The organism is Chromohalobacter canadensis (genome assembly GCF_034479555.1).
GTDB classification, from domain to species: domain Bacteria; phylum Pseudomonadota; class Gammaproteobacteria; order Pseudomonadales; family Halomonadaceae; genus Chromohalobacter; species Chromohalobacter canadensis.
Map to the genome: position 1 here is coordinate 1391222 of NZ_CP140151.1, position 22870 is coordinate 1414091.

A 22870-nucleotide genomic window follows, 5' to 3' on the forward strand; every position below is an offset into this window, starting at 1 on the left:
CTCGCGCTCTAGCGTTCGGGAGTCACCCTTTTCGATATGCTTCATGATGTTCTCCAAAATATTGTTATATTTAAAATTGGGCCGACAAACGCTAGCCCTGATCACCACCCGCCACTGGCAAAACGCTACCCGTGATATAGCTGGCATCGCTTGATGCTAAGAAAAGAATCGGTGCAGCCATTTCATCTAAAGTGCCGTAACGCCCCATCAGGCAGCTCTGCTTGGTCTGATCGATATGCGCTTGAAACCAAGCCTTTTCCTGTTCGGTCTGTGCTTCCGGCGTGCCCCGCGAGATTTTGCGCGGGGGTGCTTCGGTGCCCCCCGGTGCAGTGGCCACTACACGAATACCGTGCTCGGCGTACTCGAAGGCCAACGACGCCGTCATGGCGTTGACGCCTCCCTTGGCGGCTGAGTAAGGAATACGGTGAATGCCTCGTGTTGCCGCCGACGAGACGTTGACGATGACGCCCTCTTCTTGCTTTATCATCGCTGGCAGCACTGCGCGGCAGCACCACAATGTTGGCATTAGTGAACGCGAGATCTCGGCTTCGATCTCAGTTTCGGTAAACTCGGTGAACGGCTTGAAGTTAATCGCCCCGCCGACGTTGTTGATCAGCACGTCGACCCGCCCGAAGCGTTCATGGGCCTGGCGAAAGGCACTTTCAGCGCCTTGCCAGGTTTCAAGATCAGCTCGAATGGCAACGGCTTCCCCACCTTGGGTATTGATCGTCGCCACGACCTCATCGATCTCGTCGGCACGATCTACCACCGCCAAGTGCGCTCCTTCTTGAGCGGCCAGTTCAGCGATTCGTCGTCCGATACCTTGAGCGGCACCAGTGATGACGACCACCTTGTCGGTGAAGCGCTGCATGCTCATGCGGCCTCCTCAGAGGTCTGATTGGGCGTGAATTTCTCGTAGTAGAAACTCGCCGGCATAATGTCCTGCTCGCGGAAATGCTTGAGCACGGCATCGACCATCGGCGGCGGCCCACACAGGTAGACGTCCACGTTACCGTCGTGAAGTATCTCGGCGTCCATGTGATGCGTTACGTAGCCCTTGTGCGGGTGCTCGCTAGCCTCGTCGGCCACCACCGTGGTGTAACTGAAATGGGGCAGTTGCTGGACATAGGCGTCGAGCTCATCGAGTTTGACGAGATGATCGTCACGGCTGACGCCGTAGATCATATGGACCGGTTGGTCGCAGCCCTTCTCTTCCAGCACTTTGAGCATGGAAAGCAATGGTGCCAAGCCCGTGCCACCGGCCAACATCAGCACAGGGCGCTTCACGTCACGTAGGTAAAAGCTACCCAACGGCCCCGTCAGGGTTAGAGGGTCACCGGACTGAGCCGTACGGGTAAGATAACCGCTCATCAAGCCATCCGGGACATTGCGGATCAGGAAAGATACCCGTTTGTCACCGGGACACGAGCTAAACGAGTAGGAACGCGTTTCCTCGCTACCCGGTACCTGAATATTGATGTACTGGCCGGGTAGAAAGGCCAGTTCAGCGTCTTCGTCCATGTCGATCATCAATTCGATACTATCTTCGGAGAGCGACTCGACGCAGGCCATCTGCCCAGTGATCTCACCTACCTGAGTCTTGCAAAGGGTCGAGGCCACCGGCACTTGGATGACGCAATCCGAAGACGGCACCATCTGACAGGTCAGCACCTTGCCCTCAGCTTCTTCCTCTTCGGAAAGGGCCTCCTCCAGATAGTCGTCACCCATGTCGAAAGCGCCTTGCTCGCAATGGCCCTTGCAGGTCCCGCAGACGCCGTCGGAGCAATCCATCGGTAGATTGATCTTTTGGCGGTACGCAGCGTCGAGCACCGTCTCTTCTGCCTTGCAGGTAATGAACCGGGAGACGCCGTCCTCGAAATTAAGCGCAATGGTGTAGCTCATGGTCGTTCTCCTCCCACCGGGTCGGTACTCAGACGTGATAGACGTCGATGACCTGGTGGATGTAATCGTTGTTGAGGATCACCGTCTTCCGCTCGATCAGCGGGGCATCCCCGGACACGTCCAATGTGTAGAAAGACGTGCCGAAATAAGCGTTGGTCTGCTGGTAACGATGACTCAATGTGTGCCAGTTGAAGCGCAGTTCCACCTTGTCACCCTCCTGACTAAGTACCTCCAGGCTGGAGATCTGGTGGGTGGTGCGCGGCTCGGGAAGGCTGGTCGCCCCGGAGCGCTCGGTCTTGATTCGATAGACACAGTCTTGCAATCCCTCACAGCTGGGATAACAAATCAGCGAAATATCGGTTTGCGGATCATGGGATCGCTGGTTGTCCTCCCAAACCGGTATCCATCCGCGCGAAGTCCAGCGCGCCAGCCTCGTATGTGCGGCTGAGTCATCGGTAGATCGACGAGTTTAGTTTCAATATATTCAATGACAACGGACATGAGGCCTCCATCAAGGATGTTTCGTATTTCTCCTAAGTCTTACTTTTTGTCCTCACCCTCACCAATATTGTTTGAGTGGCCATCCATACCTAGGAGGTATCATGAAGCCACGACATTTCCACTACTCCTATGCTTTCACCGAGGAACTCAGCCTCACCAAAGCAGTGCATGATTAATCAAATTTTTATTATAAAAATCAATCATTTATAATAAATTCAGGGCAGCTACTTATCCGTCAACTACGTGGCTTAAGTCTGTCACCGGCCGGCCACTGCTTGCATCAGCACTCCCTGCAGACACTTGAGAAGTTAGATACGACCATCCATGGCACAAAGCGCATGGTACGCAGCACGCGCGAGTTGTTCGGAGTTGGCTTCGTGCCCTCCGCGTTTTATGGGCAACTCCCCACACTCATACGGCTACTTAGACAAAATGATGACATTGAACTGCAGTGACCCGATTGGAGTGGGCACTCAGTCGCCAGTGCTCAGGGCTATGTCCTCAACCTGTAGCGGCATAGTGAACCTATCCGCCGGCCGGACCTGCTGGCCGATCTCTTCTGGCATCGGTGCTTTCATCAAAATACCGTAACCGATGGCTACGTGATCTGCTCTTCGAGGTGTTTGCAAAGTAGGATTACGGCATGTAGTGCCAATCAAACGGCACTACAAACCACGAGAATGTGACCGGAGCTATTGCGGTTTTGCCCAGGCCGCTCGGCTGCTGTGGACGGCGCTCTTATGAGTGATTTTCCAAGTGCCGTCCAATTTGAGTAGGGTTAGCACATCCACCCAAGAGTCCGCCAAATCTTCCATGTTGTCGAAGCCGAGCAGAACGCTAGCGACTTCGCCGGCTTGAGTCACTTGGATAACGCGCCCCTTGACCGGCCTGTGGCTGGCCGCCCAGCGCTCAAAGCGGCCGCTGATCAAATCTTTGCTAAGAACGCCATCTGCGGCAATAGCAAGAATCCAGGCATCCTCGTGAAAGGCCTCCTTAAGCTTGTCTATTCCCCCTTGAAAACCTTCGACATACAGTTGTACCACACTCACGATCTCATCATATTCAGGCGTCTGATCGATAGATTTAATGGAGTTTTCCATGCTATATCCTTCTGTTCTTGATTTGGGAAATTCAGACTGACTTGAATTCAGAACTCAAGCCATAACTGCGGTATCCAGAGCTCCTGAGTATTCTCCCAAGAACCCCCATCCCGGTGCCTGATAACCGAATCGGTTCCTGGGATGGTTATCCGGCTGCTTAATACCCCCTCTCAACTCGTCGCCCGCCACCTGCCGAGAGTCATCTCCTTTGGATAGCCGGAACAGACCATTCGTATTTTCATTGGTCCCGCTTTTAGTCGTAGCAGTAGGGATCGCAATGTTGGGTGCGTGTTGTAAGTATTTTAGAATTTTCACACATACCCCAAAGGCGGCGCTTTTTTGTTCAACCCCCTTGCCATACACCACTCACTATCCAGGAATAAGGAGGTATCAACCAGTTGGTGTGCAGTCGCATAAAGCGTCTATCTATCCATTATCCCTCAGGCGACACCGAGGTGGGTCTCAAGGATCGCGGGATCGTCCTTCAGGCCTTTGGAACCGCCGCTATAGATTACCTCGCCCTTGACCAGCAATATGTGCTTCTCGGCCACTTCCAGCAGGTTGTCAATATTTTTGTCGACAATGATGGCGGCGATACCCGAAGCCTTGATCTCGTGGATAATCTTCCACACCTCGTCACGAATCAACGGAGCCAGACCCTCGGTAGCCTCGTCGAGGATGACCATATCGGGATTGGTAGTCAGCGCACGCCCGATCGACAGCATCTGCTGCTCGCCCCCCGATAGGAAAGAGCCATCATGATTAATTCGCTGTCCGAGCCGTGGAAAAGTGTCCAGCACGCGCTCCAGCGTCCAGGGTGACTCGCCCCTGTCGTTAGGCCGAGCGGCCATGATGAGATGCTCACGCACGCTTATGCCCGGGAAGATGCCACGCCCTTCCGGCACATAACCGATGCCCTGGCGGATCAATTGCCAGGGGCGGTGCTTCGCCGCCGGCACGCCCTTGATGCGCACCTCCCCGTAGCGCGGTGGCACGAAGCCTAGGATCGACCTCAGCGTGGTGGTCTTACCCATGCCATTACGCCCCAGTAGGCTCAGCGTCTCTCCAGGCATAAGAGTAAGATCGACACCGTGCAGTACATGGCTTTCGCCATAATAGGTGTGAAGGTTGCAGGCATCGATCAGTGGGATAATCTGTTGCTGTGCCGTCATGCCGTCGCCTCCTCGTGGTGGCGCCCGAGATAGACGTCACGTACCTTCTCGCTGGTACGGATCTGATCGGTGGTCCCGCTCTCCAGTACACAGCCGTCCACCATCACAGTAATGCGGTCGGCAAGACAGAAGACACTGTCCATGTCGTGCTCAATAAGTACCAGAGTGTAGCGGTCGGTAAGGCTCTTGAGCAGTTCTGTGACCTGCCAGGTTTCCTCGCGGCCCATGCCGGCCATGGGTTCGTCGAGTAGCATCAGGGTGGGCGCTGTAGCCAGCACCATGGCGATTTGCAGCTGACGCTGCTCGCCGTAACTCATGTCGGCGGCCGGGGTATAAGCGCGGTGAACCAGATGACAGGTCTCGAGCACCTCAAGGGCCCGCTCGCTGACCTTGCGTGCCCGTTGGCGGGAACGCCAGCTGCCGAACACGCCTCCCATGTGGATGCGAGATGCCAGCTCACAGTTCTGCAGGCAGTTGAGGCGAGGGAAGATATTGGTCTTCTGATGGCTGCGACCGATACCCATGCGGGCGATCTGGCGCACGCTCTTGCCCTGGATCGGCTTACCGTGAAAGAGTACCTGGCCCTCTGAGGGCGGGATCTCTCCCGACAAAAGGTTGATTAAGGTACTCTTTCCGGCTCCATTGGGCCCGAGAATGGCGTGGATCTCACCTGGCCTGACATCGAAGTCAACGTCACTGACCGCTACCAGACCGCCGAAGCGACGGATCAGCCCGTGAGTGGCCAGAATCGGTTCATTGCTCATGGCTTACCCCTCATTGTGCTGAATGCTGTTGGGCGGAATGACTGATTCTGCGGCCTGCTCCTTTGCGACCGGCGTTTTCTTGCGGTTCCAAGGCGGGGCAATAATCAGCCCGGCAATACCTCGGGGCAGCACCAACACGGAGGCTATGATGGTAAGGCCCATCAGAATCGGCCAGTGCACGGTCAGGTGTTCGTAAACGTATAGCAGGATCTCGTAGGCGAAGGCGCCGAGGATTGGGCCGAAGATGGTACCTATGCCGCCAAGAATCAACATCATCAGCACCTCACCAGAGGTGTGCCAGCCGAGCTGTACAGGGTTGGCGAAGCCATACTGCATAGCAGCCAGCATACCGGCAATGGCGGCGAGGACCCCGGCGATCACAAAGGCTACCAGCTTGTAGCCACTGGTTGCATAGCCAAGCGCCTGCATGCGGTGCTCGTTGTCATGGATGCCGTCAAGCACCTGGCCGAAGTAAGAACGAGTCAGCCAGCGCATGAACAGGTAGCCGACAATTAACAATCCCAAGCAGAAGTAGAAGAACGTCTGCGGATTACTCAGATCCAGCAGTGTCGTTTCGCCGAATGTGACGCTCGGGCGAAACATGATGAAGAGGCCGTCCGTACCACCAGCGAATTGCGAAGTGCTTATCAGATAGAAGAACATTTGGCCGAAGGCCAGGGTGGACATGATGAAGAAAATGCCCTTGGTCCGGATCACCAGCAGGCCGACCACGAATGCCGTTATCGCCGCGACAGCAATGACCAATGGCAACATCCACCATAGGGAGGCGGCACTATATTCAGGGCTAGCCAAGGCCAGTGTGTAGGCACCGACCCCAAAGAACAGAGCATGCCCCAAACTGACTAGCCCGACGATACCCACCAGCAGGTCCAAGCTCATGGTGAATAATGCTAGGATCACCATCAGTGTAAGCTTCTCCTGAATGAAATCTACCTGATCGCCGAAAACAGCCGGGCCCCACAGGGGGAATACGGCTACGCAGAGCGTCAATGCCAGCATGATGATAGCGACGCGTCTCGGATAACGATGCAGCATGTCTGCGCCTCCTCAGGCAAAAAGACCGCGTGGCTTGACCAGCAGCACAGCGGCCATGATCAGGTATATCACCATGCTGGCGAGGCTAGGGATCAGTACCGAGCCGAAAGTCTCAGCCATACCGATCAAGATGGCCCCCCAAAAGGCGCCCTTGATCGAGCCAATCCCGCCTATGACCACCACGACAAAACAGGTAATCAGGATGCTATCCCCCATTCCCGGAGCTATGGTGGACAGAGGGGCTGCGATCATTCCAGCGAAGGCCGTCAGCGCTACGCCGGCACTAAAGATCAAGGTAAACAGAGTGCGTACGTTGATACCCAGCCCCTCAACCATATCGCGATCAACGGCACCAGCGCGGATGATAATACCCAGCCGAGTATGTCGGATCACCCAGTAGATGACGGCTGCCAAGGCTAGACACACGCCCATCAAGAACAGCCGGTATACCGAGTATTGCAGGTTACTAGTAAGCTGCAGGCTGGTATCAAAGGGTGACGGCACCGCTACACTATGCACATCGCCTCCCCAGATGATGCGCTGAACCTCGTTGATCACCAGGATCAGGCCGAAAGTCAGCAGCACCTGATAGAGGTGATCGCGCTTGTAAAGCGTGTCAAGGAAGAGACGTTCGATAATCAACCCCAAGGCAACGGCAATCGGCACAGCTACGACAATTGCCAGCCAGAAGTTCCCCAGGCGCAGGGTCAGGTCATAGACCAAGTAGGCCCCGATCATGTACATAGCGCCATGGGCTAGGTTGATGATACCCATGATGCCAAAGATCAGGGTCAGGCCACTGGCGATAAGGAATAGCAATAGCCCGTACTGCAGCCCATTAAGGAGCTGCACGCCAAAAAACGCGAGATTCATGTAACCTCCTCCGCGATGGACGGAGCGAGCTTGGCCCGCCCCGCAGGTCAGACGTTCACCGTGTTACATCTTGCAGGCGTCGTCCGGCACCTCAAGTTGCTCATAGGCAACATCGACGACTTCCTGCTTGCCATCCTGGATCTCAAGCAAATAGATGTTCTGGATCGGATGATGAGAGTCGGAGAAGCTTATTGGGCCGCGCGGACTATCCAAGTGGACGTTGGAAAGCGCCTCTATTAATGCTTCCTTATTCTCGGTATCGCCTTTGACAGAATACAGGGCCTGAGCAAGCATTTTTCCAGTATCGTAGCCATGGACGGCGTAGGCATCGGGAGTCTCACCATAGGCCTCCTGGTAAGCTGAGACGAAATTGCGATTCGCCTCACTCTGAAGGGTATCGGCATAGTGTAGCGTGGTCATCACCCCCTCACCTGCTTCGCCCAGCGCCTGAAGATTGCCCTCAGTCAAAAAGCCTGAGCCAAGTAAAGGAATACTTTCCTTTAGCCCAGCCGCAGCGTAATCGCGCACGAAGCTCACTCCACCGCCGCCAGCGAAGAAGGTATAGACTGCATCAGGGTCGATACTAGCGATCTGACTGAGATAGCTCTGGAATTCAGTGCTGGGGAAAGGCACCCAGATCTGCTCGACGATCTCGCCTCCAGCCTTGGTGAAGGCTTCCTTGAAGCCGGCCACGTCTTCCTTACCAGCAGCATAGTCCCAGGTAATAGTCACTACCTTGCGGTGGCCTCGCTCATAGGCGGCCTTGCCCATCGGGTAGCTGTCCTGCCACATGCTGTGCGAGGTGCGGAACACGTTGGGCATGCACAGCTGGTTAGTGGCAGCTTCTAAACCAGCATTGGGAATAATGGTGATGGCACCGGTCTTCTTGGCCATCCGCAGCATACCCATAGCTACGCCGGAATGCACCGGACCGATAACGAAGTCGACATCATCACCCTTGACCAGACGGCTCATGTTCTGGGGCGCCTGAGAGGGATCAGCCTCGGAGTCGAGTCGAACATACTCAACATCACGACCGCCGAGCTGACCGTCCTGTTCCTTTATAGCGAGCTTTAGGCCATTGGTAATGGCTTCGCCCAAAGCCGAGTAGGTACCGGAGTATGGTAGCATCAGGCCCAGCTTGACCGGATGCTCGCTCGCAGTCGCCATTGCAGAGGCTACGAGACTGGTGCCTATCAGTGAGGCCAAGACAGTATTCTTGAAGGCGTGTTTCATTATGTTCACCAAAGAGCTTGTGTTGTGATTATGGAGTGGCGTTAACATCTTTTCCTTTATGCTTCTTTTTCATGCACCGTCTTACACTGTGGCGTCCCTGCCACGAGGTCCATTGGAAATCAGACGTGATAGACGTCTATGACCTGGTGGATGTAATCGTTGTTGAGAATCACCGTCTTCCGCTCGATCAGCGGGGCGTCCCCAGACACGTCCAATGTGTAGAAAGACGTGCCGAAATAAGCGTTGGTCTGCTGGTAGCGATGACTCAATGTGTGCCAGTTGAAACGCAGCTCTACCTTGTCACCCTCCTGACTAAGTACCTCCAGATTGGAAATCTGATGGGTGGTACGCGGCTCGGGAAGGCTGGTCGCCCCGGAACGTTCGGTCTTGATTCGATAGACGCGATCCTCCAACCCTTCACGATTGGGGTAGTAGATCAGCGAGATCTCGGACTGAGGGTCCTGAGTCAGCCGGTCATCGTCGTCCCAGGCCGGCATCCAAAACACCACATTCTTGCTGTAACACTCGAGCCAGGTATCCCAGTCACGATCATCAAGTAGACGCGCTTCCCGGTAGACGAAGGCCTGAATGTCTAGAAAACTCATGCTCATGGCGATGCCCTCTTTACGATGCGGAAGCGGTAGGAATGAACTGGCTGCGTTCCTTGTCGATGGCGCTCAGCATTTCAGCGACCCAATGCTTGTGGTGCATCACATACAGGCCTTCATCTTCAGGAGAGGCCCCGCTAAGCAGCGGTTTCATGTCGATGGCCTTGGCATTTTCATCGGCACCCTCGATCCACTGTTTGGCGCCCCGGGAAAGATCGTTCCATTCGGCATCGAGACCGGCATAACCGTTCTGGCAAGCCCGAAATTCCTCTAGATCATCTGGAGTACCCATACCACTGACGTTGAAGAAGTCCTCGTATTGGCGGATACGCAGCGCGCGATTCTCCGCCGATTCACCTTTGGGCGCGAAGCAATAGATAGTCACTTCACTCTTGTCCACGGCCAACGGTCTAATGACACGAATTTGCGTGGAAAACTGATCCATCAGATACACATTGGGATACAAGCACAGGTTACGGGTCTGATTGACGATGGAGTCGGCACGCGCCTCGCCGAACTGCTCCTCGATCCAGTCTTTCTGGGAGTAGACCGGACGCACCTCGGGATTGAGTAAGCGCGTCCACAGCATCATGTGGCCATTCTCGTAGGAGTAGAAACCGCCCCGGCTCTTCGACCAACCATCGGCATCCACTGCTTTGGTGCCGCCAGCGTCGTAATTACGGCGATCCATCGTCGAGGCGTAATTCCAATGCACCGTACTGACGTGATAACCGTCGGCACCATTCTCGGCCCCCAGCTTCCAGTTGCCGTTAAAGGTGTAAGACGATGTACCACGCAGGATCTCAAGCCCCTCCGGCGCTTGATCGACGATGTTGTCGATGACTTTGGTGGTTTCGCCTAGGTGCTCGGCGAGCGGCTGGACATCCGAACTCAGACTACCGAATAGGAAGCCTCGATAGTTCTCGAAACGTGCGATACGTTTTAGGTCATGAGAGCCATCCTGTTTAAAGCCGTCAGGATAGGCGCCGGCTTTCTCGTTTTTGGCCTTGAGTAATGTACCGTCGTTTTTGAAGCTCCAGCCATGGAAAGGGCAAGTAAAAGTGCCCTTGTTGCCGCGTTTCTTGCGGCACAGGGTCGCGCCACGATGCGCGCAGGCATTGATCAGGGCATGCAATTCGCCCTGCTTGTCACGGGTGATGATCACCGGCTGGCGGCCCAGGGTCACGGTCATGTAGTCACCTGACTCGGCGACCTGACTTTCATGGCCCAGGAACAGCCAGTTGCCTTCGAAGATGTGCTTCATCTCCAGTTCGAAGTAGTCCGGGTCGGTGAAGATGCTGCGGTGAACGCGGAAGATACCCTGGTCGGCATCATCGACGACGGCACCACGAACGCGCTCTTCGAGACGATCAAGTTGTGAGGTCATAGCCAATTCCTCGATTGCTTTATGGATACGCTTTCAGCGGGTCGCGCTAAAGCGTCGCGATGAGGCCAATCAGACCTTGGCAGTGCTGGCCAGCTGACTGGCAGCATCCTGCTCATCTTCCTTGGCACGGGCACGCTTGTGGCGAACTTGCAGATCAGCCGATTCGGTCTTGGCCAGTTCGATATCGAAGATCACCTCGGTAAATGGCCCTTCCAGACCGCGCTTTTCAGCTTCCGCCACACTCTCGATATGCTTGCCTTCAATCACCAACTCCTCGCGAGTGGCGAAGGCAAAGTCGTCAAATGTATAGGGGTCGCCAGCCAGATTGATCTGAGTCGTGAGGTGCTGATAGTCGGGTGCAGAGATGAAGTAGTGGATGTGCGCCGGGCGCTCACCGTGACGACCCAAGGCCTTGAGTACCACGTCGGTGGGGGCGCCTTCCGGCACGCCGTAGCCGGAGGGGATAATGCTACGCGCGGTGTAGCGGCCTTCGCTGTCGGCGTAGATGGTGCGACGCATGTTGTACTCGCTCTGGGTCGGGTCGAAGAACGAGTAATTGCCCTTGGAGTTGCAGTGCCATATTTCGACCTTGGCGCCGGGAATCGGGGTGCCGTCGATGTCACGCACCTGGCCGGTCAGCCACATGGTCTCGGCATCAAGATCGCTACCGTCATCCAGGCGCGCGAAGCCTTCTGCCTCGGGGGCGCCGGCGACGTAGAGTGGTCCTTCGATAGTGCGAGGCGTGTTGCCAGTCCGCTTGGCCTCGGCATCGATAGCGTCCTGGCGCATATCCAGGTAGTGATCAAAGCCCAAGCCCGGTGAGAGCAAACCAAACTGTGTCTGACTACCCAAAGCGTTGAGCAAGTTGACGGCAGTCCAGTACTCTTCCTGGGTGACGTCGAAGTCGTCGATCAACTTGAACAGATCGGAGAGGAAGCGGTGCATGATTTTTTTGGCACGCTCGCTGCCTCCTTCTTGGTCAAAGCCGCTGATGCTATTCAGGAAATCTTGTACTGCTTGGGTCTCGTAGATCTTGACGGTCATGGTCATTGCCTCACTTGTTATAGTCTTTAGGTTTCTATGAGTTGGCGTGATGAAGCCCGTTAGAGCCTTGGTTATTCAGGCGTCACCGTCGTGCACCGACGATGGATGCCGACACAACGGCTTGACGTTAATTTCCATATAGGGAAACAGCGGCAAACCACTGATAATTTCTTGAAGTTCAGCGTTGTCCTCGACATCGAATACGCTGACGTTTTCGTAGCTACCGGCCACACGCCACAAATGACGCCACTTCCCAGCATGCTGTAGTTCCTGGGAGTAGGCCTTTTCCTTCGCCTTGATCTCGGCGGCCTGATTCGACGGCATATCCGTGGGCAATTTCACGGTCATTTGCACTTGAAATAGCATGGCGCTCTCCTCTTCGATCTTTGAAGTCGCGGATTACTTACGCGAATAGTGGGTAAGTTTGTCTTCGTCGAGGGTAATGCCGAGGCCTGGGCCGGCCGGCAGCTCGACACCGAACTCGTGATAGGAAAGCGGCTCGGCGACGATATCGTCTTCGAGCAATAGAGGGCCGAACATCTCGGTACCCCAGGCCATCTCGGAAAGCGTCGACCAGGCATGTAGCGAGGCGGCGGTGCCGATCGTGCCCTCGAGCATGGTGCCGCCATAGAGCTCCATACCTGAGGCTTGTGCCAAGTGCGCCAACTCCAGAGCCTCCAGCGGCCCACCCGACTTGGCGATCTTCAGTGCAAAAGCACCACTAAAACCACCGCACACCAGATCAAGGCCATCACGCGTATCCTGTACCGCCTCATCGGCTAGCATCGACACATTGAAACGTCTGGATAGACGAATCATTGCGGCCTTATCACGGGCGTCGACAGGTTGCTCAATTAGATCGATGCCGGCGTTTTGTAGTGCAGCGATGCCGCGTACTGCAGTAGACTCATCCCACGCCTGATTGATATCGACTCGAATGCTGGCCCGCTCCCCCAGCGCCTCCTTGATCATGGCGACGTGATTTACGTCCTGGTCGACCGAGTTCGCACCAATTTTCAGTTTGAAATCACAGTGGCGACGATCATCGAGCCGCTGAAAAGCCTCCTCAATGTCTTGCTGCGTATCACCACTGGCTAACGTCCAAAGCACTGGCAAATGGTCGTGATTTGTCCCGCCAAGCAAGGTGGCAACACTCACCTCCAAGCGTTTTCCCTGGGCATCCAGTAATGCGGTTTCCAGCGCCGACTTGGCGATGGTGTTGCCGCGTACATGGCGATTCATACGCGCCCGAAGGGCATTGATATTGGCCGACGACTGTCCAATGAGGAGCGGCGCCAAGTAGGTATCGATATTGCACTTGATACTCTCCGGGCTCTCGGGGCCATAGCTGAGGCCACCGATAGTGGTGCCCTCACCTAATCCTTCCACGCCGTCGCTGTGGCGCATGCGTACGATAACCAGCGTCTGGCATCCCATAGTGGCCATCGACAGCTTGTGCGGCCGAATCGTCGGCAGGTCGACGAGTTGAGTTTCAATATGTTCAATGACAACGGGCATGGGAGCTCCACTAAGATGTTTCGTCTTGCCCCAAAGTCTTGCTTGTTTGTCTTTAGCATCACCAATATTGTTTGAGTGGCTACTCATACCCAGGAGGTATCATGGAGCTACATCACTTGCGCTGTTTTTGCACCGTCGCCGAGGAGCTCAACCTCACCAAAGCGGCACAAAATCTGCATATGGCACAGCCACCATTAACAAGGAAAATCAAACAGTTAGAAGAGGAGATGGGGGCTCAATTGTTTGTCCGCCAGGCCCGTGGGTTGAGCCTGACACCGGCGGGACAGTTCTTTTATGAGCATTCTCTTCAGATACTTGAAAAAGTAGACACGACCATCCATGCCACGAGGCACATGGTTCGCAGCAAGCGCGAGTTATTCGGGATTGGTTTCGTACCCTCCGTGTTTTATGGGCAACTCCCCTCCCTCGTGAGGCAACTTAGACAAAATGATGATGCCGAGCTGACACTTTCAGAGCTCACCACGGTTCAGCAGATCCAGGCGCTCAAAGCGGGACGTATTGATATCGGATTCGGCCGTCTGCGAATCGACGACCCCGAGATAGAGCAGGAAGTGCTGTTTGAAGAGCCGATGGTGGCCGCTGTCCCCGCGGGCCATATATTAGAAGGTACTCAGCCCACCATAGCGGAACTATCAAACTACCCAATGGTACTTTTCCCCGCCTCACCACGCCCAAGCATGGCGGATATAGTCTTGGGTATGTTTCGTCGCCGAGGCATGAAGGTCAATGTCGTGCAGGAAACCAACGAGCTCCAAACGACGTTAGGGCTCATTGCCTCAGGCTTCGGTATCACGCTGGTACCCGAACAAGTTCGCCGCCTTCAACGCGATGGCATTTCCTATGTCTATCTCGCCGACACCGATATCACCATTCCCATCATATGCAGCCGACGAAAAGGCGAACCACTTACGCCTATCATGCAAGAAACCAACGCCATTCTAGAGGTTTTGGTCGAAAACCGGCGTAGTGGACGCTATCCCTGAATATGTTCATCGGATTGATAGGCACGGTCAAAAATGCCTGATGGCTTTTGAAATGTTCTTACTGTATCCAAAAGATAAAAGAAGAAACTTTCAAGGAGTAACAGGGTGACAGACTGGGTTTATTGGCTGGATTTAGCTGGGGTGACTGTCTTCGCGCTCTCAGGGGTCATCCTTGCTTGCCGCTCGAGGATGGATCCCTTCGGCATGCTCGTACTGGCCGCAATGACAGGCATCGGCGGCGGTACCCTGCGCGATCTATTACTGGGCATTCGCCCGGTGTTCTGGGTCACCGACCCCACCTATTTATGGGTGATCATCATCACCGTCGTGTCATCGATCGTCGGCTTTCATTACATTCACCGGTTATCGCGCATCGTCCTGCCCGTACTCGATGCCTTCGGGCTCGCCATCTTCACCATTATCGGCGCTCACAAGGCATTGGCGCTGGGCCATGGAGGTACCGTCGCTGTCTTGATGGGACTCCTCACCGGTGTCGCGGGCGGCATGCTGCGCGATGTACTCGCACGGCGGGTCCCCATGGTGCTGCGCCAGGAAATCTATGCGACTGCCTCCATCGCAGGCGCCACGGCATACGTCACCCTGTACACGCACCCTATCCACCCCTACGTCACTATCGCGCTGCCTATCCTGGTGATCCTGGCGCTGCGTCTCAGCGCCATCTACTGGCGCCTCTCCTTGCCGGTATTCGCCTGGATCACCTCGCCAGCCGAGGATTTATCTAAAAGCACTAAATCTAAAAGTGCTGAATCTCAAAGCACTATGCACAACGCAACACCGTCGTCGAACGAGATAGAAAAGAAGCCACGCTCTAAAGCCCGCGTGCGAATGCTCTCGCCCACACGACGGCGTAGATAGCCATTGCTAAGCAATTATTAGCACGCTACATTGTTGCCATCATTCCCTTCAGGAACGTTTCAATGGCATCCCCTAAGCTGTTCTCGCCGCTCACACTCGGCGAGCTCAAATTGTCCAATCGCATCGTCATTTCACCGATGTGCCAATACTCCGCCGACGAAAACGGCAGCATGACCGACTGGCACAAGATTCATCTGGGGCATCTCGCTCTCTCCGGGGCAGGACTCTTGATCGTCGAGGCCTCCGCCGTCGCGCCGGAAGGACGCATCACCTCTGGCGACGTGGGGCTCTATTCGGACGACAACGAGCAAGCGATGGCACGTGTACTCCAGTCCGTTCGTGCCCACTCGCCGATGCCGGTCGGCATCCAGCTGGGCCACGCCGGACGCAAAGCCTCCTGCCAGGCACCTTGGGAAGGCGGTGCCCAGCTAAGCCTGGAAGAGGGGGGCTGGCAAACCGTGGCGCCTTCCGCCGTACCGTATCAGGACGGGCAGCGTCCGCCACAGGCGATGAGTCTCGATGATATCGAGCAGCTCAAGGCGAACTTCGTCGCCTCGGCCAAGCGCGCCGAGCGTCTCGGTTTCGAGTTGATCGAACTGCACGCAGCGCATGGCTATCTGCTGCACGAGTTCTTGTCGCCACTTTCGAACCAGCGCGATGACGAGTACGGCGGCAGTCTGGAAAACCGCATGCGGATCGTGCTGGAGATCTTCGATGCCGTGCGCGCGGTCTTCCCGGACGACAAGCCTGTGGGTATCCGTATCTCCGGAAGCGATTGGGTCGAAGGCGGCTGGGATCTGGAGCAAAGCGTCGAGTTGGCGCGAGCACTCGACGCCCGCGGCTGCAGCTTCATCGACTGCTCCGGTGGTGGCCTGGACCCACGCCAGACCTTGAACGTCGGCCCCAACTATCAGGTACCGTTCGCTCGCCGCATGAAGCAGGAAGTCGCCATGCCGGTGATTGCTGTCGGCCTGATCACCGAACCGGAACAGGCAGAGGGCATCGTCTTCGGTGGCGAGGCAGACGCCGTCGCGCTGGCTCGCGGCATGCTCTTTGATCCGCGCTGGCCGTGGCACGCCGCCGCCAAGCTCGGCGCTACCGTACATGCCCCGAAGCAGTATTTGCGCAGCCAGCCGCATACGCTCAAGAAGCTATTCGGCTAACGCGATATCCACGCGGCGCAGGCGTTTTTCGGGCGGCCCGCATCGTCGACACGATGCGGGCCGCACGCCTAGCCCTCCAACGGTTCGTAAGGCAAGCCGACGTAGTTCTCGGCGATGGTCGTCAGGCCTGCCTCGGAGCCGGTGACATAGTCCAGTTCGGCTTGCTGCATGCGGGCGCCGAAATCCTCTTCCTCGGAAAATTTATGGAGAATCGAGGTCATCCACCACGAGAAGCGTTCGGCCTTCCAGACGCGCTTTAGGCAGGTCTGGGAATAACGCGGCACCAGATCGGTGCGGCCCTCGTGATAGACCTTGACCATCAGGCGATACAGGGTGTTGACGTCGCTGGCCGCCAGGTTGAGCCCCTTGGCGCCCGTCGGCGGCACGATGTGCGCGGCATCGCCGACCAGGAACAGCCGACCGTGCTGCATGGGCTCGGCCACGAAACTGCGCAACGGCGCGATGCTTTTCTCGAGCGAGGGCCCGGTCACCAGATTGGCTGCGACGTCCTCGGGCAGGCGGCGCTTGAGCTCTTCCCAGAAACGCGCATCGGACCAATCCTCGACCTTCTCTTCCAGCGGCACCTGCACGTAATACCGGCTGCGGGTCTGGGAGCGCATGCTGCACAACGCGAAGCCCCGCTCGTGGCGGGCATAGATCAACTCGTCGGAGACCGGCGGCGTGTCGGAGAGCAGCCCCAGCCAGCCGAAGGGATAGACCCGCTCGAACGTCTTCAGCCGATCGGCGGGGATCGTCTGGCGCGAGACGCCGTGATAACCGTCACAGCCCGCGATATAGTCACAATCGAGCCGCAGCGTTTCGCCGTTGTGCTCGAAGGTGAGGTATGGGGCGTCGGTTTCCAGAGCGTGGGGCTGCACATTGTCCACTTCATAGAGCGTCTTTCCGCCCTCGGCGGCACGCGCTTCCATCAGGTCGCGGGTCACCTCGGTCTGCCCGTAGACCATGACCTGCTTGCCACCGGTCAACCCAGCGAGGTCGATGCGCACCCGACGGTTGTCGAAGGCCAGCTCGACGCCGTCGTGCGGCAGGCCCTCGGCATCCATGCGTTGTTCGACACCGGCTTCGCGCAACAGGTCGACCATGCCCTGCTCCAGCACGCCGGCACGGATGCGGCTCAAGACATATTCGCCGCTGCGACGCTCGAGGATGACGTTGTCGATCCCCGCGCGTTGCAGCAACTGCCCCAGCAGCAGCCCGGAGGGGCCGGCACCGATGATCGCGACTTGGGTTTTCATGGCAATCTCCTCTTATTCGGGTCTGGCATCACGGCCAGTCATCGAGTTGCATTTTTCACCGATGAAAACCTGCGAATAAGACAAAATCCCCGCATGAATTTATACTTTCCCAAGATTCGACCGTAACTTTGGTCGAAGCATCGACTTTCGTCGCACAGGAGACCGCCATGTCGGCATCGACAAAGCGCGCCATTCCCGTCTTTCAGTTGTATGGCGAAACGCACCAATGGCCGACCCCCGACCTGCTGCATTGCGAGTCCATCGCCGAGCGCAGCCGACTGCATGATTGGCACATACGGCCGCACCGTCACGCCGACCTCGTGCATGTGCTGCATATCGCGCACGGTGAAGTGAACTTGACCTTCGATGACGATGTGCAGCGCGTCCAGGGGCCACTGCTGATCGTCGTCCCCGCGATGACGGTGCATGCGTTTCGCTTCTCGCACGATGTCGATGGACACATCATCACTCTGGCGATGCCGCTGGCGACCCATATCGCCGACACACTGCATCCCCAGGGAAAGATCCTGGCACGCGCAGCGTTTTATCCGCTTGCCGACCAGCCGGAACGCGCGCCCATCGCCACGCTCGTCGCCCAACTCGATGCCGAGTACCGCCAGCCCGCCGAAGGGCGCGACGCCTTGCTCGAAGCCTTGCTCAACAGCTTGCTGGTGCTCGCCTCACGACGCGCGACCCGACGGCAGGCGCGTTCCGCGTCACGCCATCATGAACGCGGCGAAGCGCACCTGGCCCGCTTTCAGCAGCTCATCGAAGCCCACTACCATCAGCAGCCCAGTATGCCCGAGCTCGCCGAACGCCTGGGTATCAGCAGTGCGCACCTCAGCGCGATCTGCCAACGACTCGCGGGGCGCGGCGCTCAGCAATTGCTGCACGAGCGTGTGCTTCTCGAGGCCAAGCGCCACCTGACCTATACCAACATGACCATCGGCCAGGTCGCCGAACGGCTGGGCTTCAAGGAGCCGGCCTATTTCACGCGCTTCTTCAAACGCCACGTCGCTTGCTCGCCCAAGGAGTTTCGCCAGCGTCAGGCATAGGCTTGTCCGCGCGCATTGGATCCAAAAACGCTATGTCGCGTCTGACGCATGCCCCACTTCCCCCAGTCCGAAGAGCATGCCGTAGCGCAATCCGCCAGTAGACGCCCGACGCGCCTAGACAATGACCATCTCAGAGGCATCCTTGCCCTTGAGGGGCCAACCGCGCCTAGAATGAATGCATGCATCTCGCCTGTTGCCAGGCTGGGTAGTATTCATCGCGTACAGGAGGTCCCCAATGTCATTGACACCTTCCACCATGATCGAGCTGGGCTCGCCACTGCCGACGTTTCGGCTTCCCGATGCCGACGGCAAGGAAGTCGACAGCGCCGATTTCGCCGGGCGGCCGGTCCTGGTCGCGTTCATTTGCAACCACTGCCCGTTCGTCAAGCACATCGCGGATGCTTTCGCCGACTTTACTCGCGAGTACCAGGCCAAGGGCCTGGCAGTGATCGCCATCAACAGCAACGACTTCCACGCCCATCCGGATGACAGCCCCGAGCGCATGCGTGAGGAAATCAACGCGCGCGGCTATACCTTTCACTACCTGGTGGATGAAAGCCAGGATGTGGCGCGCGCCTTCGAGGCGGCTTGCACCCCGGACTTCTTCCTCTTCGACCACGAGCACCGGCTGGCCTACCGAGGACAATTCGATGCCAGCCGGCCCAGCAAGGAGACGCCGGTCACCGGAGAGGACCTGCGCGCCGCCGCCGATGCGGTGCTCGCCGACCGTGCGCCGGCGGCCCAGCAAATACCCTCCATGGGCTGCAACATCAAATGGAAGTAAGAGATCTCCAACGCGCGCGGGAGCGGATCGCCGAGGCCCTCGCGCCGACACCGCTGTTGCTCGACCAGACGCTGTCCGAGCGTCTGGAACGGCGCGTGTGGCTCAAGGCCGAGTCATTTCAGCACACCGGCTCCTTCAAGACACGCGGTGCGCTGAACTGGCTGCGCACGGCGAGTGACGAGGAACTCGCCGGCGGACTGGGGGCCGTATCCGCCGGCAATCACGCCTTGGGGCTAGCCTGGGCGGCACGTCAGATGGGCATATCCGTGACCATCGTGATGCCCGAGAATGCGAGCTCTTTCAAGGTGGAGGGCAGCCGCGCGCTGGGTGCGGAGGTCATCCTGCACGGCGATATCAACGCGGCCTGGACATTGATGCATGAACTGGTCGAGAAGCGCGGGCTGACGCTGGTGCATCCCTATGACGACGAGCGCATCATCGCCGGCCAGGGCACGCTGGGCCTCGAGGTGCTCGAGCAGGCACCGGACGCCCAGGCGATCCTGTGCCCGGTCGGTGGCGGCGGCCTGATCGGGGGCATCGGCGTGGCGACGTCGACGCGGCGGCCTAAGCTCTCGCTGATCGGCGTGGAACCCCGCGGAGCGGCGAGCATGGCGCATGCCTGGGCCCAGGGCGGCCCCGCCAGGCTCAGTGAGGTGCAAAGCTGCGCCAAAAGTCTCGCCGCCGCCATCGTCGGCGAGCACACCTATCCGCTGAGTCGCCGGCACGTCACCGAGCTCGTCGCGGTGGACGAGGACGCCATCCACCGCGCCATGCGCCACTTGATCTACCAGACCAAGCTAGTCGCGGAGCCCGGCGCTGCCGTGGGCGTGGCCGCCCTGTTGGAAAACGCCGCCACGCTACCGCCGCAAGGCGATATCGTGGTCATCGTCACCGGCGCCAACCTGGGGCGCGATGAGCTGGCCGGCTTTTTGTGAGCGACGTCTTTGACGTACGTGCTGGAGCGACGTGCTCGGGTCACGTGCCTAGAAGTCGAAGAACACCGTCTCGCCCTCGCCCTGAAGGCGAATGTCGAAGCGATAGCGGGGCTTGCCCTCACCCTCTTCACGCGTAGCGATCAAGGTCTGGCGGCGCGTGGGAGATTCCACCGCATTAAGCACCGGGCAAGCCGCGTTGGCCTCGGCCTCATCCTCGAAGTACAACCGCGTATGCAGCTGAATATTGATGCCGCGGGCGAACACGGCGAGCGTGACGTGCGGTGCCATCAGGCGGCCATCGCGGCGCGCGACCTGGCCCGGTTTGATGGTGTGAAAGCACCACTCGCCGTCGTTTTCCACCGTGGTCGCGGTGCGTCCGAAGCTGTTGAACGGCGCTTGCAGATCGAACTCGCACTGGTAGTTGCCATGAGCATCGGCCTGCCAGGCTTCCAGCAAGGCATCGCGCACCAGGTCGCCGTTGCCGTCGATGACGCGGCCCACGAGTTCGATGGCCTCGCCGTCGGCCTCCGGCGAAGCGAGCCGATTCCAGATTTCTTCCTCGCGCGGCGGCAAGCCGGCGATATCCAGGGCCAGGCCAATGTGCACGTAGGGGCCGGCCGTCTGCGACGCAGTTTCACGCAGCATGGTTGCAGCGCAGGGCTGTGAGTTCGGTTGTTGCATGGTTTACCCCTGATTCTCGAAATAGGTTTGCACTTCACCGCGGATCACCAGATCGAAGCGGTAGGCCAGGCAATCCATCGAGCGACTGCGTGCCATGTCGAGACGCCCGGTCATGGTTTCCACCGCTTCGGGGTCACGCAAGGTGTGTACGATGGGACACAGCGGAATCAGCGGGTCGCCCTCGAAATACATCTGCGTGATCAAGCGCGTGGAGATCGACGGCCCCATCACCGAGACGTGGATGTGCGCCGGGCGCCAGCTATTGATGTCGTTGGGCCAGGGATACGGGCCAGGCTTGATGGTGCGGAAACGGTACCAGCCCTCGTCGTCGCTCAGGCAGCGCCCCACACCGCCGAAATTGGGGTCGAGCGGCGCCAGGTAACCGTCTTTCTTGTGGCGATAACGCCCGCCGGCGTTGGCCTGCCACATTTCCACCAGGGTGTTGGGCACCGGCTTGCCGAACTGATCGACGACACGGCCGAACACGATGACCCGCTCGCCGATGGGCAATCCAGCCTGGGCCTCGTTGTCGGCACGGAAGTTGAGCAGCAGGTCGTTATCGTGAGGCCCCATGCGCAGGCGCGTAAAATCCGGGCCGCCGAGCTCCGAGACGCTGGGCGCCTGCATGCTGACATAGGCTTGACTGGGAGAGCGCGCCACCGTCGTCTTGTAGCCCGGCGCGTAGGCCGGGGGATGCCAGTTACGGTCGCGCTCGACGAAGCGTTTATTATCGTTGCGAGGCATGCGAATCTCCTGATCGAAAGGACCGCGGCGCAAGCGAACGCCACGATGTCATGCCTCATTGTCCGCGCTGGGCTCCGGCTGCCAATTGAAATGGCCGCCCACCCCCATAACTGATTGGATATATCGACCAAAGGTCTATTCGACCAAGGAATGAGTCATGTCGAGGGCGAGGCCATCTCGGCGACGATATCGCGCAGACAGGCGCTCAAGGCGTCGACGCCGGGATTGCGCGGCAGGGCGATATTGGTGCACACCCCCACGGAGCCGCCCCGCGATTCCAGACGCACGGGCAAGCGTGCCAGGCGGCCATCGCGGAGATCCTCGCGTACCGCATCGAGAGGCGCGACCCACAAGGCGTCGCTGGCCAGGGCGTACCGCCGGCTCAACGAGAGCGACAGGGTTTCCAGTGCGATACGCGGCGGCGCGGCTCCCTGCTCGACCCAGAAACGCTCGACCTGATCGCGCAGGGTGGTGGACGTCGGTGGGACGATCCACGCATTGGCGATCAACGCTTCAGCATCCAGTACATCCTGCCCCAACAGCGGATGCCCGGCGCGAGCCACCAGCACCAGCGGCTCGTAATACAGGTGCTCGAACTGCAGGCCGCGGATTTCGCGTGCCTCGCTCATGCGTCCGGCCACCGCGTCCAGCTCTCCCATCCGCAAGCGGGAGAGCAGATACGCACTGGGCCCCGTCACTACCTGCACGCGCCATTGCGGAGCCTGGGCATGCAGACGATGCAGCGCCCGAGGGAGCAGGCCCTCTTCGACGGTCGACAGCGCGCCCAGACGCACCACCGCTTCCTGTTGGGCGGCGTCCTGCACCGCCTGGAAGCCCTCGCCCAGACTGCGCAGCGCGGGGCCGGCGTGGCGCAGCAGGGTCAAGCCGGCGGTAGTCAAAGTAGCGCCTTGCGGGCTGCGCTCGAAAAGCGTCGTCTCGAGGATCTCTTCCAGCTCGCGAATCGTCTTGGACATCGCCGGCTGGGTAATGGAAAGCGCCTGCGCGGCCTTGGCCAGGCTCTGCAATCGCGCGACTTCCTGAAACGCCATGAGATGGCGTAGCTTGACGCGAGCGCTCAGCATCGCGGTTTCCTCACGAATCACGGGCAGGGGCGCGACACCTGTACGAGCCACGATCACTCGCCCTCGCCAAGGTCGACATCAGTGAGAGGAGGATACCAGCAGGCGCTTGGTAACGGCCATGGCGATGAG

24 protein-coding genes are annotated in these 22870 nt (G+C 58.2%); 6 read left to right on the top strand and 18 right to left on the bottom strand.

Annotated features, from left to right (window positions below; all coding sequences use genetic code 11):
- Positions 1 to 91: 91 nt before the first annotated feature.
- The 14 genes from benD to SR908_RS06665 form a co-directional block, all read right to left on the bottom strand.
- Positions 92 to 877 (bottom strand): benzoate diol dehydrogenase BenD, encoded by a 786-nt coding sequence (benD, locus tag SR908_RS06600; protein ID WP_246923764.1) that lies wholly within the window; start codon positions 875 to 877, stop codon positions 92 to 94.
- Entirely contained in the window at positions 874 to 1902 is a 1029-nt protein-coding gene (gene benC, locus SR908_RS06605) for a benzoate 1,2-dioxygenase electron transfer component BenC (protein ID WP_246923778.1), read from the bottom strand. Before benC ends, benD begins: the two co-directional genes overlap by 4 nt.
- Before the next feature lie 28 nt (positions 1903 to 1930).
- Positions 1931 to 2332 carry an aromatic-ring-hydroxylating dioxygenase subunit beta gene (locus tag SR908_RS06610; protein WP_322527396.1) on the bottom strand — a complete coding sequence of 134 codons (402 nt, stop codon included), beginning with the start codon at positions 2330 to 2332 and terminating at the stop codon, positions 1931 to 1933.
- A gap of 763 nt (positions 2333 to 3095) precedes the next feature.
- Positions 3096 to 3503 carry a nuclear transport factor 2 family protein gene (locus tag SR908_RS06615; protein WP_246923781.1) on the bottom strand — a complete coding sequence of 136 codons (408 nt, stop codon included), beginning with the start codon at positions 3501 to 3503 and terminating at the stop codon, positions 3096 to 3098.
- Positions 3504 to 3943: 440 nt separating this feature from the next.
- The gene (locus tag SR908_RS06620; protein WP_246923785.1) at positions 3944 to 4675 is read right to left on the bottom strand and encodes an ABC transporter ATP-binding protein; all 732 of its coding nucleotides are present in this window, start codon (positions 4673 to 4675) and stop codon (positions 3944 to 3946) included.
- Positions 4672 to 5439, bottom strand: coding sequence for an ABC transporter ATP-binding protein (locus SR908_RS06625; RefSeq protein WP_246923787.1), 768 nt, complete (start codon positions 5437 to 5439; stop codon positions 4672 to 4674). The genes SR908_RS06620 and SR908_RS06625 overlap by 4 nt, the downstream gene beginning before the upstream one ends.
- Before the next feature lie 3 nt (positions 5440 to 5442).
- Positions 5443 to 6495, bottom strand: coding sequence for a branched-chain amino acid ABC transporter permease (locus tag SR908_RS06630; RefSeq protein WP_246923789.1), 1053 nt, complete (start codon positions 6493 to 6495; stop codon positions 5443 to 5445).
- 12 nt (positions 6496 to 6507) lie between these two features.
- Positions 6508 to 7368, bottom strand: a complete 861-nt coding sequence (locus SR908_RS06635; protein ID WP_246923792.1) for a branched-chain amino acid ABC transporter permease — start codon at positions 7366 to 7368, stop codon at positions 6508 to 6510.
- 63 nt (positions 7369 to 7431) lie between these two features.
- Positions 7432 to 8604: an ABC transporter substrate-binding protein gene (locus SR908_RS06640; protein ID WP_246923794.1), complete on the bottom strand. Its 1173-nt coding sequence runs from the start codon at positions 8602 to 8604 to the stop codon at positions 7432 to 7434.
- A gap of 119 nt (positions 8605 to 8723) precedes the next feature.
- Positions 8724 to 9215, bottom strand: a complete 492-nt coding sequence (gene benB, locus SR908_RS06645; RefSeq protein WP_246923796.1) for a benzoate 1,2-dioxygenase small subunit — start codon at positions 9213 to 9215, stop codon at positions 8724 to 8726.
- 13 nt (positions 9216 to 9228) lie between these two features.
- Positions 9229 to 10599 (bottom strand): Rieske 2Fe-2S domain-containing protein, encoded by a 1371-nt coding sequence (locus tag SR908_RS06650; RefSeq protein ID WP_246923798.1) that lies wholly within the window; start codon positions 10597 to 10599, stop codon positions 9229 to 9231.
- Between the two features lie 69 nt (positions 10600 to 10668).
- Positions 10669 to 11643 carry a catechol 1,2-dioxygenase gene (catA, locus tag SR908_RS06655; RefSeq protein ID WP_246923800.1) on the bottom strand — a complete coding sequence of 325 codons (975 nt, stop codon included), beginning with the start codon at positions 11641 to 11643 and terminating at the stop codon, positions 10669 to 10671.
- Positions 11644 to 11718: 75 nt separating this feature from the next.
- Entirely contained in the window at positions 11719 to 12009 is a 291-nt protein-coding gene (catC, locus tag SR908_RS06660; RefSeq protein WP_246923802.1) for a muconolactone Delta-isomerase, read from the bottom strand.
- Between the two features lie 33 nt (positions 12010 to 12042).
- Positions 12043 to 13248 (bottom strand): muconate/chloromuconate family cycloisomerase, encoded by a 1206-nt coding sequence (locus tag SR908_RS06665; RefSeq protein WP_322527390.1) that lies wholly within the window; start codon positions 13246 to 13248, stop codon positions 12043 to 12045.
- 14 nt (positions 13249 to 13262) lie between these two features.
- On the opposite strand from SR908_RS06665, the gene SR908_RS06670 reads away from it, so the two are divergent.
- From SR908_RS06670 to SR908_RS06680, 3 genes are all read left to right on the top strand, one after another.
- A complete protein-coding gene (locus SR908_RS06670; protein WP_246923804.1) occupies positions 13263 to 14165 on the top strand; it encodes a LysR family transcriptional regulator in 903 nt (300 codons plus the stop codon).
- A gap of 105 nt (positions 14166 to 14270) precedes the next feature.
- Positions 14271 to 15041 (top strand): trimeric intracellular cation channel family protein, encoded by a 771-nt coding sequence (locus SR908_RS06675; protein WP_246923806.1) that lies wholly within the window; start codon positions 14271 to 14273, stop codon positions 15039 to 15041.
- Between the two features lie 62 nt (positions 15042 to 15103).
- Positions 15104 to 16204, top strand: a complete 1101-nt coding sequence (locus SR908_RS06680; protein WP_246923808.1) for an NADH:flavin oxidoreductase/NADH oxidase — start codon at positions 15104 to 15106, stop codon at positions 16202 to 16204.
- Positions 16205 to 16272: 68 nt separating this feature from the next.
- On the opposite strand, the gene pobA is transcribed toward SR908_RS06680, so the two are convergent.
- Entirely contained in the window at positions 16273 to 17460 is a 1188-nt protein-coding gene (gene pobA, locus SR908_RS06685) for a 4-hydroxybenzoate 3-monooxygenase (protein WP_246923818.1), read from the bottom strand.
- 167 nt (positions 17461 to 17627) lie between these two features.
- On the opposite strand from pobA, the gene SR908_RS06690 reads away from it, so the two are divergent.
- From SR908_RS06690 to SR908_RS06700, 3 genes are all read left to right on the top strand, one after another.
- Complete coding sequence (locus tag SR908_RS06690) at positions 17628 to 18515, top strand: helix-turn-helix domain-containing protein (RefSeq protein WP_246923821.1); 888 nt, start codon at positions 17628 to 17630, stop codon at positions 18513 to 18515.
- 235 nt (positions 18516 to 18750) lie between these two features.
- A complete protein-coding gene (locus SR908_RS06695) occupies positions 18751 to 19299 on the top strand; it encodes a thioredoxin family protein (protein WP_246923824.1) in 549 nt (182 codons plus the stop codon).
- Positions 19290 to 20234 carry a threonine ammonia-lyase gene (locus tag SR908_RS06700; RefSeq protein WP_246923827.1) on the top strand — a complete coding sequence of 315 codons (945 nt, stop codon included), beginning with the start codon at positions 19290 to 19292 and terminating at the stop codon, positions 20232 to 20234. The genes SR908_RS06695 and SR908_RS06700 overlap by 10 nt, the downstream gene beginning before the upstream one ends.
- 48 nt (positions 20235 to 20282) lie before the next feature.
- Here the strand turns inward: SR908_RS06700 and pcaG are convergent, their stop codons facing one another.
- The 3 genes from pcaG to pcaQ form a co-directional block, all read right to left on the bottom strand.
- A complete protein-coding gene (pcaG, locus tag SR908_RS06705; protein WP_084076006.1) occupies positions 20283 to 20915 on the bottom strand; it encodes a protocatechuate 3,4-dioxygenase subunit alpha in 633 nt (210 codons plus the stop codon).
- A 3-nt stretch (positions 20916 to 20918) separates the two neighbouring features.
- On the bottom strand, positions 20919 to 21659 hold the full coding sequence (pcaH, locus tag SR908_RS06710; protein WP_035414860.1) for a protocatechuate 3,4-dioxygenase subunit beta: 741 nt from the start codon (positions 21657 to 21659) through the stop codon (positions 20919 to 20921).
- A gap of 155 nt (positions 21660 to 21814) precedes the next feature.
- Positions 21815 to 22792 carry a pca operon transcription factor PcaQ gene (gene pcaQ / locus SR908_RS06715; RefSeq protein ID WP_246923829.1) on the bottom strand — a complete coding sequence of 326 codons (978 nt, stop codon included), beginning with the start codon at positions 22790 to 22792 and terminating at the stop codon, positions 21815 to 21817.
- Positions 22793 to 22870 lie beyond the last annotated feature (78 nt).